Origin of the sequence: Pseudomonas sp. PLMAX, assembly GCF_046042685.1 — a bacterium.
In the GTDB taxonomy this organism is placed as follows: Bacteria; Pseudomonadota; Gammaproteobacteria; order Pseudomonadales; family Pseudomonadaceae; genus Aquipseudomonas; species Aquipseudomonas putida_AE.
This window is the reverse complement of sequence record NZ_CP064949.1, coordinates 2571992-2586747: the sequence shown is the minus strand read 5'-3', so window position 1 is coordinate 2586747 and position 14756 is coordinate 2571992. Positions and strand designations below refer to the sequence as shown.

The 14756-nt window shown below is 47.3% G+C and carries 13 protein-coding genes and 1 pseudogene; 7 read left to right on the top strand and 7 right to left on the bottom strand.

The features are described 5' to 3' along the window. Positions 1 to 9: 9 nt before the first annotated feature. From DKB71_RS11975 to DKB71_RS11965, 3 genes are all read right to left on the bottom strand, one after another. On the bottom strand, positions 10 to 2133 hold the full coding sequence (locus DKB71_RS11975; RefSeq protein WP_408600527.1) for a hypothetical protein: 2124 nt from the start codon (positions 2131 to 2133) through the stop codon (positions 10 to 12). Further along, positions 2126 to 3283 (bottom strand): tyrosine-type recombinase/integrase, encoded by a 1158-nt coding sequence (locus DKB71_RS11970; RefSeq protein WP_408600526.1) that lies wholly within the window; start codon positions 3281 to 3283, stop codon positions 2126 to 2128. Before DKB71_RS11970 ends, DKB71_RS11975 begins: the two co-directional genes overlap by 8 nt. Before the next feature lie 237 nt (positions 3284 to 3520). Continuing rightward, complete coding sequence (locus DKB71_RS11965; protein ID WP_408600525.1) at positions 3521 to 4015, bottom strand: hypothetical protein; 495 nt, start codon at positions 4013 to 4015, stop codon at positions 3521 to 3523. Positions 4016 to 5169: 1154 nt separating this feature from the next. Between DKB71_RS11965 and DKB71_RS11960 the strand changes: the two genes are divergently transcribed. The 3 genes from DKB71_RS11960 (at position 5170) to DKB71_RS11950 (ending at position 6982) form a co-directional block, all read left to right on the top strand. After that, positions 5170 to 5412 carry a hypothetical protein gene (locus DKB71_RS11960; protein ID WP_408600524.1) on the top strand — a complete coding sequence of 81 codons (243 nt, stop codon included), beginning with the start codon at positions 5170 to 5172 and terminating at the stop codon, positions 5410 to 5412. A gap of 212 nt (positions 5413 to 5624) precedes the next feature. Next, the gene (locus tag DKB71_RS11955; protein ID WP_408600523.1) at positions 5625 to 6284 is read left to right on the top strand and encodes a hypothetical protein; all 660 of its coding nucleotides are present in this window, start codon (positions 5625 to 5627) and stop codon (positions 6282 to 6284) included. Positions 6285 to 6376: 92 nt separating this feature from the next. Further along, entirely contained in the window at positions 6377 to 6982 is a 606-nt protein-coding gene (locus DKB71_RS11950; RefSeq protein ID WP_408600522.1) for a hypothetical protein, read from the top strand. Between the two features lie 257 nt (positions 6983 to 7239). Here the strand turns inward: DKB71_RS11950 and DKB71_RS11945 are convergent, their stop codons facing one another. Further along, positions 7240 to 8499 (bottom strand): DUF4427 domain-containing protein, encoded by a 1260-nt coding sequence (locus DKB71_RS11945; protein WP_408600520.1) that lies wholly within the window; start codon positions 8497 to 8499, stop codon positions 7240 to 7242. Positions 8500 to 9219: 720 nt separating this feature from the next. Here DKB71_RS11945 and DKB71_RS11940 point away from each other — a divergent pair. Beyond that, complete coding sequence (locus DKB71_RS11940; RefSeq protein WP_408600519.1) at positions 9220 to 10251, top strand: tyrosine-type recombinase/integrase; 1032 nt, start codon at positions 9220 to 9222, stop codon at positions 10249 to 10251. A 72-nt stretch (positions 10252 to 10323) separates the two neighbouring features. After that, a complete protein-coding gene (locus DKB71_RS11935; protein ID WP_408600517.1) occupies positions 10324 to 10686 on the top strand; it encodes an MbcA/ParS/Xre antitoxin family protein in 363 nt (120 codons plus the stop codon). Between the two features lie 118 nt (positions 10687 to 10804). Here DKB71_RS11935 and DKB71_RS11930 read toward each other — a convergent pair whose 3' ends face one another. From DKB71_RS11930 to DKB71_RS11920, 3 genes and pseudogenes are all read right to left on the bottom strand, one after another. Continuing rightward, positions 10805 to 11107: a nucleotidyltransferase family protein gene (locus DKB71_RS11930; protein WP_408600516.1), complete on the bottom strand. Its 303-nt coding sequence runs from the start codon at positions 11105 to 11107 to the stop codon at positions 10805 to 10807. Between the two features lie 188 nt (positions 11108 to 11295). Then, positions 11296 to 11850 carry a hypothetical protein gene (locus DKB71_RS11925; RefSeq protein WP_408600515.1) on the bottom strand — a complete coding sequence of 185 codons (555 nt, stop codon included), beginning with the start codon at positions 11848 to 11850 and terminating at the stop codon, positions 11296 to 11298. 1092 nt (positions 11851 to 12942) lie between these two features. Further along, a pseudogene (locus tag DKB71_RS11920) lies at positions 12943 to 13149 on the bottom strand (restriction endonuclease); the annotation flags it as partial. Positions 13150 to 13448: 299 nt separating this feature from the next. On the opposite strand from DKB71_RS11920, the gene DKB71_RS11915 reads away from it, so the two are divergent. Continuing rightward, a complete protein-coding gene (locus tag DKB71_RS11915; RefSeq protein ID WP_408600513.1) occupies positions 13449 to 14459 on the top strand; it encodes a hypothetical protein in 1011 nt (336 codons plus the stop codon). Continuing rightward, complete coding sequence (locus tag DKB71_RS11910) at positions 14456 to 14731, top strand: hypothetical protein (RefSeq protein WP_408600512.1); 276 nt, start codon at positions 14456 to 14458, stop codon at positions 14729 to 14731. Before DKB71_RS11915 ends, DKB71_RS11910 begins: the two co-directional genes overlap by 4 nt. Positions 14732 to 14756 lie beyond the last annotated feature (25 nt).

The following is a 14756-nucleotide window of genomic DNA, read 5'->3' as shown; positions in this document are numbered from 1 at the left end:
AAATAAGCCTCATATCATAGCTTTTGGAAATGCATGACTTACATGCAGGTCTTTACCGTCTTTCATAACTTTGCTTTCAAATTGTTCGAGCATTACTGAGATGTAGCTAGACTGTAGAGCTAAAGCTAGTGCTTGCTCATCATTGGCCGCGTTTTCAGCGGCCTCTTCGCAGGTTTCTTTGTAGGACAGCATTAACGCCACCGTAATGGGGCTTTTGATTATTATTTTCTTATCGCTGTCGCTATCAAACAAAGCGCCAAACGGAGTGCAGTTGTACCCTTTAGCCTCTGCTGCTTTGATTAGCTCATTGAACTCAGAAATGTGCGTATCGCTGAAATGCCCGGTTGACCAACCCAAGAATTCTTTCATTTGTCTCAATGATAGACATTCCGTTTCTTCTAGCATCAATAACAGTTTTCGAGCATCCTTCTCTTGTAACTCATTTACTGCTTTAGAAAAAGATGAACGCTTCGCTTTCCTATGGACTGTTTCGCTTCGCGCCTTGTAAACAAATTCGCTCGTACTAGCGCTATGGCCGGCACTATCAGCGTTTACCAATTCTTTCGCGTATCGATCATAAGGAGTATTTGATGGAACGTCATCGTCATCTACAATTGCTCGTGATTGTGCAATAGCACCAGGAGAGATTTTTAGCGCTACGCCTTCCCTTACCGTTTCTACTTCTTCATCGGCTTCATTTACGTCTGGAATTAAGGGAAGCTTTGGATGTCGAGTGCCTTTATTCATAACCTTTATCAAAAGATTTATGAATGGTTTCGCTTTAGGCTCGGCAGTTACAATTTCCTGGTGAATGTGCGAAAAAGGCAAAATAGACAGCAATAGGAGACGGTATGTTTGTGATCCAATGTTCTGTGGTTGATTAAATGGAGATTTATGAAACCAGAATGAATCATTGGCATCGTTGGGAAACCAAAAATTAGTGTCATTTCTTAGGGCAGTATAGTACTCGTATATTTTATACTGCCAAGATTTTCTTCGATAAGCAGTGGAGCACTTGATAGCTTTGCCGGCCCTTTTTTTCTCATATGCTATCGTGCAATGAGTAGGCGTAATCAATATATCGCTTAGCTCAATTTTTTGTTGACCCGCATGTTGAATTCGATCTGCTGCCATTATCCATCTCAGGCAGACTTCTTCAGCAGGTACGGGTGCAATTAGATGTCTGAAATCCATATCAAAGAATGCTGCATTCAACTTACTTGTCGCAGATTCCGAAAACTGCCTGAGTGAGCCATCCTTCCAAGTACACTTTGACAGTGACTCTTGGAGCTCCATCGGTCTACTGAGTCTATACGATTGAATTAAATCCTCACGATACTGACGGCAATTAAAAAGCAATCTTTCTTGTAGTGAAAGATCTTTACAATTAGCAACAGCATCAAAGATCGTACGATATATTGAAAGGTCAGATCCCATACTTTTCCAAGCCGCCGCGTCGACTGACACACCATCTGTTGCACTTATATTTTCAAGTATTTTCCAAACGGCGCTGTCAGCTTTTATCACCTCACGGTGACGTTGCAGAATTCTTAAAAAGTGCCAACAGAAGTGATTTAACGAATCAAGAAGAACTAAATCGTCCACATCGTAGCCTTCAATAAGTTGCGAGAGCGCTAAGCGGGTTGCATCCGATTCAGTGTGTATTGGAACTGATGGGACGGCTTTGAGTATTGCAAGATAGGAGCGACGATCAGCCTCTGAAAGTTTCGTAAATTTATCCTGCTCGGTTCCCCAATTCAATATTGTACGAATAGAGCTGCATACCTGCCTCATAGAGGCTGGTTTTGTGTACGTGGAGTTGATAGAGTGAAGAAATAGGCTTATAACATTATTCGGTATTTGGTCTTTGCTATCGTAGCTCTCTCCCAAGTACGCTAGCAATTGATTCGCAAAAAATAACTTATTAAACACTGTCACAGAGGGGTAATTGACAAGCGCCTTGAAATACTCAAGTATTATCATACACATTGGGACAGACCTAAGCTTGTCTATAACATGCAAGCTCTTGAACGAATCTGCTCCAGAATCTGTCTTATAATGGAAGTTCGCTGTGAATTCATCAATATCCTGAACTGGAACACGAATAGGCTCTAAACGGGAGTCACTAAACATCTTCTGCCTCCATAGGCGAACTAAACTTCCTTCTCAATTTATCCCTACTGAATATGTTTGCCTCAAAAATTACGTACTCTTTTGTTGTTGCTTCTCTTTCGTGCCCCATCTGCTCGGGAATATACTGATACGGATCAAGTCCATTTTTGTAGCAGTAGTCAACAAGGTTGGTAGCAAATGTATGCCTGAGAGAGTGGAACACTGTGGATTGTATCGACTTGAAAGAAATGGTGTATTGATCAGGCTCAGTTGCTCGAGAAAGTTGAATCTCTTTTCTCAGCTCAGGCTGCGCAATATCACGCACAACTTGAAATAAACGTGTCGCATGGGACTCTGATAGTGGAGTGCCTTTTATCGAACAGAGTAAACACCCAGCGGGCAACTTAGAGCGCGCCCCGATTAAGAACTTACGTATTTTATTCACCATAAAGGGATTCACCAACACATATCTGACTTTATTCCCCTTACCTAATATCGGTATCGTAATTGTCAAGTGCCCAGTAGTATCTGCCTCCTCGATTTTTTCAAGCAGGCTTTGCGTTTGCAAATTCTTGATAGAGGTAACCTCGCCGCTTCTCAAGCCACAGTGATAACCGAACAACAAAACGAGCTCGTCTCGCTCTCGAATAAAGCTGTTTGTTGACCTCAAGTTCGCCAGGATCAAGTTGAATAAAATTTTACTGAGATACTGCTGGCGAAGGTTGAATTTCGGACTCTTACCGCCTTGTCCTTGAAAGCGATGTTTTTGAGACTTCACATAGTTAAACGTGAATTGTTTTTCCACAGAGAGTAACCCGTTCCTAAAGGCTGTTTCGTACAAACCCTTAAGATTTGAAATATGACGCTCAATAGATCTATCTCTTAACCCATTTTCGGTTTGGAGAATATTCTCGAGATAACCGGACATTTGATTATCTGTAAGATCGGCCCAGTCAACACCGAATCTTCTGAGCGTTTGAAAAAAAAGCTTTAAATCTACGGCGCATGCTCTAATTGTGTGTAAACTCTGACCTCTCTTTGCTAGTTCGATTAAATGAAGTGTGGGAACTACAAATACTGAATTCTCGCTCACAACTTCAGAATCTAGAATAGCGTAGCTATCTAGATCTCCCCCGGCCCATTTAATACCATTCACTCGTCTAACCAACATATACCCTCCTATCAGCGGGACGATTTTCAACTTAAAGCACTGAAGCGATGGCCCAATAAAGGAGGTTGGACATCACCCTTTTTGATCATCTTCTTGTGCTCAGATACGAGAATCGGAGTGGAGTATGTTTCCACCAAACTCTACATTCGACTACCCACCTAGTGGCACTCTACGGCAGAGTGGATTTAAACATGAGCGAATTTTGCGTGTGTTTTAGCAGCAAGTGAATGCAGAGAACTACGACGAAACAATTAATAGCAAGAAGCACCAGTGCCTATTTGATTTTTTTGCAATAACTGACCGACGCAAATTTGCAAATGTACACCGACTTTTACTTAATTCCGTGCATTGAAACCAATCAACCGTGATTGCCAGAAATATCCGAACAGACAATGGCTGATTTGCATTTTTCGGGTCAGGGAATAAATAATCTCCACATTTGGCATCCTGCATGCCTCCCCACGCCCTAGTCGATAACCCGAGAGCAACCAAGTTAAAAGAACAGTTACCACGCGGGAACTTATAGATCGAGATCTTTGCCTTCAAACCTTCGGCGGCATTACCTTTATTCAATCGACAACTCAAGATTTCCCGTGTTCTAAGTCCAGATTGAGGCAGCTCGAACAATGCTTTGCCCATCGCATCTCCTTTCGCTCCCACATTAGCGCGAATAAGATCTAGCTCTGCATTGTCAAATAACGCTTCGGTGGCCTGGAAGATTTTCTTTTTCATTCGGCTGCCCTCGACTCGGCCTTCTCAATGAAGAGGCTAGCCTCAATGAAACGTAAGTTCCAGTCAAATTTCAGTACCACTTTCGACGCCATCAGCATAGCACCCGAACCTTTTCGATGTATGGACAAACATTTATAATTATATTGACAAACTGCAATTTCCCGAAACAACTTAGTAAAATTAGTGCATATCTTTTATTGATTTTCAGATGAAAAAAACTATGGTTTTCAATTAATTTAAAATGGCTTTTATAGCAACACGACATAACTCTACCCTCTAAGCCATTGATTCTCTGTATATCGCCAAAATAAATATACTCTAAATTGACATATATTTTTAACCAATTAGATATCGCACGATTTAACAAACACCTATTTGTCTTTTGAAAAAATCTGCGCCATATAAAATCCGCAATCCTACTAGCTGAGATAATGTTTTGTCATGACATTCTAAGAACCACACCCTCCACACACCCAATTTTTATATTTCGAAATCTTCTATACCGTCTGTCAAGGCGCTGATTTTTTGCGTCTTCTGAAGGAAAAATTAGGATCGTGATGGCTATAAAAACGATTTCGGTTGAGTCGAGTTTTTTGACCCCACACGCTTATCAAGCGAGAAAGTTATTGCGAAATTTACTATAAAACTTTGCCTTTAAATCATAAAGTTATATCTACTCATTAGTTTCGCGTAGCGAGTCTTACAGATGTAATTTGCTCGTATTTCAGACTGAATCGCCGTGATATTAAGAGAATGTGCACAGATTCATTGGACGAATTTTTCGACGGACTTCCCACATCATTCAAAAATTGGGAACTCACGTTTTAGCTATTTGTGGCTTGCTCGTGTACTGCGACGAGTGCAGCAGTCTTGATTGCCGAGATGGTCTGGACAACGTCGGCCACGTGAGTCTTGACTCGATTTTTTTTACGAGCATTCGGTATCAAGAGGCACCGGAACGGCTTCTTCAACAGTTATAATTGTTCGTTTGGATGTTCGGTGGTTCCTTTACTATCGAAGCTCGCTGACGTGCCGATGTAGTATTCCCAGGTACCGCTCCCGGCACAGCCTTCAGAACGTGAGTATTTCCTCCAATACCTCCGCTCACAGCTCAAGATGTCTGTGGTGCTCAGTACACATTGAAGCGCCGCACCGTGAAGAGAGTATACGAAGAATCCTGGGACGAAAACTTAGCCGGGCCTTTCCACGTCGATGCAGAAGGTCGGTACATCGTAATCTTTAACGAATGCGGCGAGTTCGATTACTGCGATGGGTGCATCAGTCCTGATGGCCGACGCTGGTCACTCGAGAGTGTCGACCATGGCGGTCTCGACCCGATCTTTTTGCTGAGCACCCAGGAACTGGAAATGCTGGAGCGGCTTATTCATCAACTGTGATGAGCGCTCCTCTCTGCGTGCTCTGCACTGAAGCCGACGAAGAAAGCCTGTCAATTCAGCCGGTACGGGCATCCTCCGTTAACTCGTAAAAATCAACGGGTACACGCATAACATACTGTTTTGTATATATAACCAGTACCACCGGTCACCTCACCTTGCATCCTCATCCCTGTCGTCTTTTATACAAAGTAATCAGCAGAGAGGAACCCGTCATGCCCTTTTCAGACATTTTTCACCCGGAATGCGATCCTGTAGAACCTCATGACGCGCCCAATCATGTGGTGTTCAGTTGCTTGCAGTGGAAAACCCCAAGCCTGGAGGTGATGCCACAGGCAGCCAAGCAGAGCTTTGCAGTCATGTATGGCGACCCGTTGAATCCATATACAAGCGCAGCCCTGGAGCGCGCGTACATCCTAGGCGCCATGTCGCCAGTGAAGCTGATCGCTGCGCACGAAGAAACGCTTTATCTCTTTCTGGACAGTGGAGTATCAAGCGCCACCTTCCAAGAAATCGAGTCGTTGTGGATACAGGTCATGTGTATGAGCCCAGTTCGGCTGACTGTAGATTTTGCCAACGTTAACGAGGTCTTCTCTGGACACTCCGACTACGTCTTTTGGCAGGTAGCAAAAGAAATTCTGGAATCCTATAGCTTGGGAATTGAGCCATATGATCTGGCGTCTCTGGATGATTTCTCTGACCTACCATCCATCGACGAGCATGTTTGGGCGTACCTATCGCAAGGGGATAGTGGTCAGCCCGAGGCAGTTGGGAATTGCCCGAATGACGTGCTAAATATCGCCATGATGGAACATTCCGAGTGCCTCGCATCACCGTATTACATCTATCCGGATAATCGGAAGCCTGACGCGTAATACATTTGCCCGAAGGGTTATGCCTCGTTATAGGCATTGTCCTACCGCATATCGACTGTCATTAACGTAGCTTTTCCAAAAGGGAGCGTATCATGATTTATTCCCGCATGCTTTATACAGAACACGAAAATCCCGAAAACGAAGATAATGAGGGTGGGTACACAGTGTTCAGCACACAGCAATCATTGGACATAAATTACATGCCCCTTGATGTTGTATGCATGCAGAAATTTGCTGTTCTGTGGGAAGGAACACCTGATACTCGAGTCATCGATTTGATTGAGCAGGCAATCGTGATGCAGCAGCTTTCCCCAGTAAAGCTGCTGCATGCTTCAAAGGGAACGCTTTTCATCGCATACGACGCCCGATTGGTAGGAGAGTTATTTGAAGACTTTGAGGAGGCTTGGGGGGATATTGCTTCTGGTGTGCTGTATGACTCTTGGACAACAGTATTTATCAAGGATAGGAGTGTTGGTCAGCGAAGTGATGGGGGTAGGTTGTTCAGAAAATATGTGCCTGGGATTTTAGCAGCCAATGCATTAGGTATTACTGGTTATACGGCTGATATGTTTTTGTTTTGGGAAGATTGGAAGTCTGAAAATATTGATTACGGGGCAGAGCCTATGGAAAGGGGGATATTACCAGACGATCCTTATGATTTTGGTTTTAGTGATGATGTGAAGTTCGAAGACCAATAAACGACTTGGCGTTAATGCGTGCCCCTAGAGGGGCCGGCTGTCGTGAACCGAGCCTCGGGCGCAAGCGCCGTCGTCTCGGCCCGTAGGGCTTCCATCCTCACGCCTGCGCGCTCCGCTTGCTAGCAGTGCAGAGGCTTTCCTCTGTCTGAGATATGTAGGATATACGGTCAAAGCCAGCATGCGATTGTCTCCGCCATTTGAGGCACCGGTCGGCAAGTGAGCACACCGATCCGACATCTGTACACCGCACCAACGCATTAGCCCTCATCGTCATCTATCTCCTCTTCCTCTGATTCGTCCGTGACACTATAAAATCCGCCCCAGAACTGACCGCAATAGGATGGTATGCCATCGGGATGCCAAGAGTTGCGCACGCTGTAATAGCTGCAGACAACACTGTGCGCCTCCTGCAACTGCTCGCATAAAACTTCGACGATATTTTGCCGCTCTCTCAGGTCACGATCGCAATTCAGCTCCACCAGTTTTCCGAGGTATCGGCCCGTCTCATTGACCACCACTCGGCCGGACTTCACTAGCGCCCTCACATAGGGGTGGGTGTTATCTAGAAAATACACCCAGCACCCACCGACCTCTTGCACCTCGGATTCCGGCGTCGAACGCTCCAGATCAAACACTCGAGCGGAAAAATCTTTCAAGGCGGCGATTGCAGCTTCATCTGACATGGCCAGGCAAGATTTGAAGTCAAAGCAGGCGGCAGTGACAGCAGCCTTGACCTTCGCCTCTGTCAGTCCGCTCAAGCTCGCCGGTAGCCGATTACAGACTAGAAGGTGATCGAAATGGCTTTGCGAAACGAGCCCTTGGTCTATCAGGGATAAAATGTCGTATTGAAGCCGAAGAGCGTCCGCTTCAGTGGATACGACCACCCCAACTCCTGACCAACTCTCTTGAGCCAAATCCAGCCCAGGGATCGAATTTCCTTCAAACCCTTCCTCCTCAATTCTGGCGACTTCGTCGTGATATTTTCCGGTATAGGGCCATCGCCATTCCGGCGCGGAGGGCTGCTCCCTGAAGAAATCTAGTTGAACGTTGATGTACCGGAACAACTTGCTAACCACCTCAGCTTCCGTCACGAACCTTGAACCGCTTTCCTTCATCAAAAAAGTTCGGAGATCTCCACCTCGAACGGCCTGCTCCGCGCCCATTTGGTCTGCTGAGCGAATCGGGAAGGTGATGGCATACTGAGTAGCATGTTCGTCCGCTGGTGATAATCCGTCCCTGACGGCAATCAGGTCAGCTACGTTGAAACCTGAGAAGCACACAGCAGGTTGGGTACCGTTAATCGTTTCCCGTCCTTCCCTGATGCCAAATGTTGCCCAGATATGATGAGACCGTACTGCCTCCCGTAAAAGAACAAGCGCGGGCCAATATGGTTCATCGACACAGCACCCTGACCAAAAACCTTCTGGAATAAAGCCCGGGCTCGACTCAGACAACAAATCGACTGTCCGAAAATAATGAGCGACTCGAGAAAAAACCCTGCTGTTTTCTTCTGGCATGACGTTCTCCGCCCTTGTTTCAGGAAGTTCAAAAATTCAAACTTAGGAATATTCACCTGTCATAAAAAATAGACCAAGCTCATGCCTCCAGCAAGCACCCCGGACAAAAAAACAACAAGCTTGTATACATGCAGCTTAATTACCATATATTGACATATTGCAAAAAAACCAAAATACTAATGAATAGCCAAAAACAGGCTAATCATTTTGATGTATAAATCGGCACTAACTTATTAAAAGTAATTTACGCCCACCTTGCCACCCGGCAGGATAAGCTCGTAAAAAATTTGCAATAAACTCGGAGACGGGCAACGCGAGGGTCTCCTGGCGAGGTAAGGCATAACCACCTATCGGACAAGCTAATCATCTCTGTAACGTACTTTTGCGCCATTTAACCCAGGTAGTGTTACAAGGCAGAAACTGCGTTACAGACTAATGAATACTGGGCATTCTCTCGAGCGGCTCTTCGAAAAAACCCACTCGTTGCCGTCGAAAATCAACATCTGCAATTCGTTCCTTCACGCCTAACAGGACGAATGGATGCCTCTGTTTGATTGAATCGCTAGACAGATCACATGGTCGTGCTACTTTGAATGTACGGTTTCCTGGATCGCGCGGTCGGCTCGCGAAGGCTGTTAGCCTCAGGTTGATTCATTTCTTCTTCGCATGCACTTCGACATCGTCAGGGGCAGCCGACACTCTGATGTATTGGAGAATGTCATGCGTATTCCCATCTATACCGCCGATCTTTGCGACAAACGCGGCCTCAAACGTATTGCTAAAAAACTACAACGGAGTTGGCCAAGCGCCACTCCTTTGATGCTGTCCTCAGCACAGGAAATACTGGCACGTGGTCTAGGCTACCGCGATCTCCATGATCTGCAACAATCATCAGAAAATTGTGATCATCACGCGCCCGTGCCAACTCAGGCGGAAGTCAGGGACGGAATCAGCACATCCATTTTTGCTTTTTGTCAGTCATGCAAAGTGATCGACATTGGTGAAGATGATCTTTTCTGTCTGGTGGCGGTATTGCCATTGCAGGCGCTCTGCGTTTTTCGAGGCTTGGAGGATGGGAACACCCCAGCTCTAACAGAGGGAGTGGCCCTCAACACTCCTGACGATGTTAGGAAAGTAAGGCGAAAGGCTACTCATCCGCCCAAAAATAGAGAGGTCGGGAAGTCAGAAAGCGTGGTTCTGAACCGTAAATTTACAAGGTCGCCCCTTAAACTCATCAGTGACGCTGAACTGAAATCCATCTGGGAGATGGTTCAGCGCAGAGGGAACCTTCGGGATCAATGCTTGTTCTCCGCGCTGCTTCAGGGCGTGCGCGCAAATGAACTCAAGGGCACCAAGCCCCGCAACATTTTTCGCGCTGGCTACAACATCCATCTACGCTTGCATGCCACAAAGGCGCTGGGAAAGGAAATCAATCTCTTATTACCATCCAGCTTTGGAGCCTTGGCTCGCAAATACATTCAGAAAGCAGGACTTTCTAAAGATGACTATCTCTTTCCATCAGCAGCAGATGCCACACGTCCTATGAGGTCGGATGAAATGAACAAGATCATCAGTTTTTACCAGCGAGAAGCCTTGGGCGATGCCACGCGGAAATCTGGACATACACTGAGGCTTTCTGTAATTGCCAACATGATGAAGGCCGACTCGCCATCATTGTCGGAGTTGATGAAATACATCTCACATACGACGCATCCTTACCTTGCTGAATGGATAAAGAAATCGACGGAATAGAGTTTTCCGTTAGCCGACCGGGCTTCGCCCCAGCGGAGCTTGGTCGCCTCATCACATACCATATGGTGGAGCATGAAATCAGTCACATCGAGCGCTGAAAACGCTGTGCTTAGCAAAGCTTTTATCCGAGCCGGAGAAGGGTTGGGGCTTGATGACACTGATCTATCAGCTGTCCTAGGCGAGCAGGTTTCCCGTGTGCTGCGTTTACGTCATGGACACGAACTGAAACCCAACACTGAAGCGTGGAACCGGGCCTTACATTTGGTTGAGCTCTATCAGTCTTTGCTCGCACTCGTAGGAAACGAGCAAAATGCAAAGATATGGATAAGCAGCAAGAATCGTAATCTGAGTAGTCGTCCCCGTGACCTCATCACATGCCGGGCGGGTCTCGAGCAGGTTGTCCAATATCTAGCTGCTACTCGTTCGCTCATCTGACACCTCCGGCGAAGCCAGTGAGTGGCCAATGCTTTACGACTAGCAGCAGGGCTTTGAATTCTATGGCTGTCTCGAGGTGACGAGGGTTCGCCCATCATTGAACACTCATGCCGCCGCACTACAGCTTAATCACTTCGCGTTCGATCCGACCTCTGTACGCCTCCGGCATGTTGTTTTCGACATTAAAATCAACAACCACGCCGAGCATCAGCTCGAGTTCGTCTTGCAGATTAGCGATGTCAAATAGCGAAACCTGGCCCGCCATGTCGTCTGGAATGGTCGCCAGCAGGTCAAGATCACTTCCTTCTTCATCCTCTCCGCGTGCTGTCGATCCAAAAATTCCAGGAGAAACGAATCCATATGACTCAACGATTCTTTTGATTTCCCCTGTCTTACCTTTGATGGCATCAGATGGTTTCATTGAGTCTAGGCCTCGGATGGAATACTCGGAATACGGTTGGCTTTGTAAGCGGTATTCAGACTCCCGGCAAAGTCGCCCACCTTTCCTCAGATAGCAGGGATAGCGGTTGACACCTCCTCCTTGGCGGGAGGCCGCACAAAATGGCAGGGACATTATCCTGCACATCGCTGAAAATGCTGCCATGGTCATCACATGGTCAATATTTTCACGAAGTCGAGCGGCTCCTCTCCTAAGGCCCCCATCAACGCGTTGGACAGCCAAACTGCATCAAGTTTGCTGAACGAATAGCTTGAGGACTCCAACACCAGCGTTATCCCAACGTCATCAATTGTGTAAATGCCCATTATTTCAGCTGTATCGTCCTCATCAGTTACCCGTTCTATAAAAGTTATTACACCTCCTGATCGATGACAGCCGAACATCCCTTCACCAAAATAATTCCAAGTTCCAGAACTATTCTGTTTATACCAGCTATCAAAGTCACTATCTCGCATAGCAGGCTTTGGTATATACCCATAAAGCTTACCCACAGTGACGAGATCCGCATCCAAGATACAACGCGCTATATCTTCAGCAAGGGTGTCGTCAAAGTTGTACGACATATCGCCCATACTTAAACTTACATAGTTACCCTCCTGTTTTGACACCTTACATGGATAGAATTTTTCATAATCACGCTCGCGCCAACACGTGAACTCACGCTCTATGAAAAACCCAGTTGTTTGTATTTCAGCCTTGCTCATAAATCACCATTTCGTTGCTGTTAAAAATAACAACGGATGTTGCGAGGAAAAACTTTAGCGAAAAAGTGAAATATTTTTCGTGGCTAGAATCCTAGGTTCTCAAACGTACGAGTTTGGTGCGTGTCCTTGCAGGAGTGGGCTGGCGTGAACCACCGATCGCAAGCTCCGTCTTGGCCCGACGGGCTTCCGTCCCGCACGCCTCCGGCCGCCGGCCTGCGCGCTCCGCTCGCTTCGGAGCTTTACTCAGGCGTACTGTAACGTAGGTTTTGACTTGTAACGTAAGCAACGTTACTGAGCAAAAAACGCGTTACTGACCAATAAATTCGGGTATTTCCTGGAGATGGAAGCGTCACCAAGCGTCAGGCCCTATACGTTCCTCTCTGATCAACTCGGAAAGCAGGCTACGGGATTGGAGTGAGCGACTGATACCTAACCACCTTCCGATCGGCAGGACGAAATGATAAGGACATTATCCTGCACATCGCTGAAAATGCTGGGATGGAACACGAGAATAGGAGCGTGGCATGAAGTGGCTAGGTCGATTGATAGGGTTCGTTTGTCGAGACAAAAGATCAGGCCGCGAGCAAGCCAGAGATCGCGCGTTCATCACCTCTCTCAATAGTCTGCAATCTCTTCGCGTTACGCCAGACGGCGGTATGTCTATAGATCCAGATGAGATACGAGAGCAAGTAATAGCGAGTCGCCGGTCACTCAAGCGTTTCGTACGATAACCATTTGCGAATCAAGTGGCGTCCTGAGCCGAGCCGGTGGCTCGAAGGAGCGATAGCATTGGCGTCGTGCTCAGCATCCTTCATGGCGCATTGCGCAGTGATCGCCAGATTCCTTCCCGATTTTCAGGCAAAAAAAAGCCCCAATTAAGGGACTTTTTCTGGTTGCATCACGATCCGTGCTGGCGTCCCCAAACGCTACGACCAGGATTGGCATCGTCTGTGCAATTGAGATAACTGTATATCCATACACAGTTTACGTCAAGCACTTTTTCCGGATTGATCTAAACCCGCAAAACGGTGTCGGATCGCCTCACACCACCACTCCCCTTTAGAGCCTACCAATCAGATCCAAAACAGCGTTCGCTTCGCGAGTCGTATGAATGAAGTTCGTGAAGTATGGCTGCTTCAGCTCCGCATATTTTCTCAACACGTTGTTCAGAAGATCGTTGAGCTGGGCTTGCTCCTTCTTTTTGCCGAAGAAATCTTGAATCAAGCCTTTGGATCTGTATTGAAAGTCGGGATAAAACGAAGGATCCAGTGGCGTAAGGTGCCGCAACGTGAGCTTAGCTCCGCCTACAGCAAGCCTGCCTCGCTTAAGCGTAGCTATTCCTATCCTAGGGCCATGCTCTGCCGAACCACCGACCATATGGCGACAAGCGGACAATCTCCGTTTGACAGCCATGGAGAGTGGGGATATTTTCTCTGCTCGCGTGGCTGACCCCATGTCCATAGGCCACCTTTGGGAATCAAACAGTCGTAAAAAGCAACTCTGATGTAAAGCAAATGAAGCGCCTTTCCAGTTTGGCAAAGTGACTTTGTTTAGTGGCCTGACACTGTCCAAAACCCCAAATTTTGGAGAATGTGCTTATGAACACGAAATCAGCAAACCTGCAAGAATTTACCCTAACGATTCTGGGTAAAGATCGGACTCCGATTCGCCAGAAGGTCTTTGACAGTAAAGACTTCATCCTGCCTGGCACTAAGGTTGGTGCTGACAGGCATGATCCAAAAACTCGTAAGGAGAAAATGGATGCCTGGGCCCGAGCCCCGCTGAGCGAACGGGATATCGAGATCACAGGGCTTATGCGTCAGCGCAACCCATTCGATCATCTCGTCAAGGCGATTGATACCTCTCAGCTCACACTTTCGATTCCCTACAAGGGCATCAAGGTCAAGGTCAATGACCTTCGCGAGGCAGCGTTGAAGGCTGCACCGGAGGGTACGAAGATCGGTTTGGCCTTCGACACCTACGCCAAAGAGCAGTACGGCCACTCCTATTCTGATTTGGTCAACGATGCCCGTAACAAGGTAATCGCCCGGTTCAAGGCCGCGTTCGCGGAGAACCTTGACCAGCATCCGATGAGCGATGAGTACCACAAGGATAAGGATATTTTCCTGCACCTTCCTGTGTGGACGCCTGAAACCACCCTGAAGGAATACAAGTCGCTCGCAAAGAAAGGTCACGTGTACTCCCAGTACCTGGCAGGCCTTTTCCTTGCCTCGAACGCTGGTGGCTACAAGGTTGAGTGTATTGAGTACCTGCTGATGGCCTACGAAAACAAACAGCCCGAAGCCATGCGCGTACTCGCTGAGTTCCTGCATTTCAAGAACGACTACTACGGTGCTGCGCAGTGTGCGCTTCTGTCTATTGACGGCGGCGATGACTACTCCGTGAAGATCTTTCGAGAAGTGCTGGGCAATACCTCTCACCAGGTGATGCAGACGAGTGGGGGTGTGGCGCCGCTTAGCTTTGTGATCATTGAGACCCTCCGTGCAAACGGATTCGACTCAATCCTGAGGGAGCATTTCGGCGAGTTCAATCCTGATCCGCAGCCTGAAATGCGTATTCCTGGTTTTCTCAGAGGGGGTCGGTCATGAGCGGCGTTCAAATGTGGGATAACGACGGCTCTGACGAAGAGCAGGAAGAGTTCGAGTGCCTCGATTGCGGGTGCACCACGTCCGAGGCTGACTTCGAGTCAGTTGACGACGAGCTGAACCAGCAAAGTCCGCGCTGCCCTGACTGTCAGAGCTTGCACCGGATCTCCCACGCAACATGCGACTGTGGCGAGCCGGCGACTCATGAGGTTGAGTCAGGGTTCGTTTGCGACGATTGCTATGACCACTACGTCAGCGGGTACATCCGCGACTGATGTATATAGATGTGGGGCGTGCATA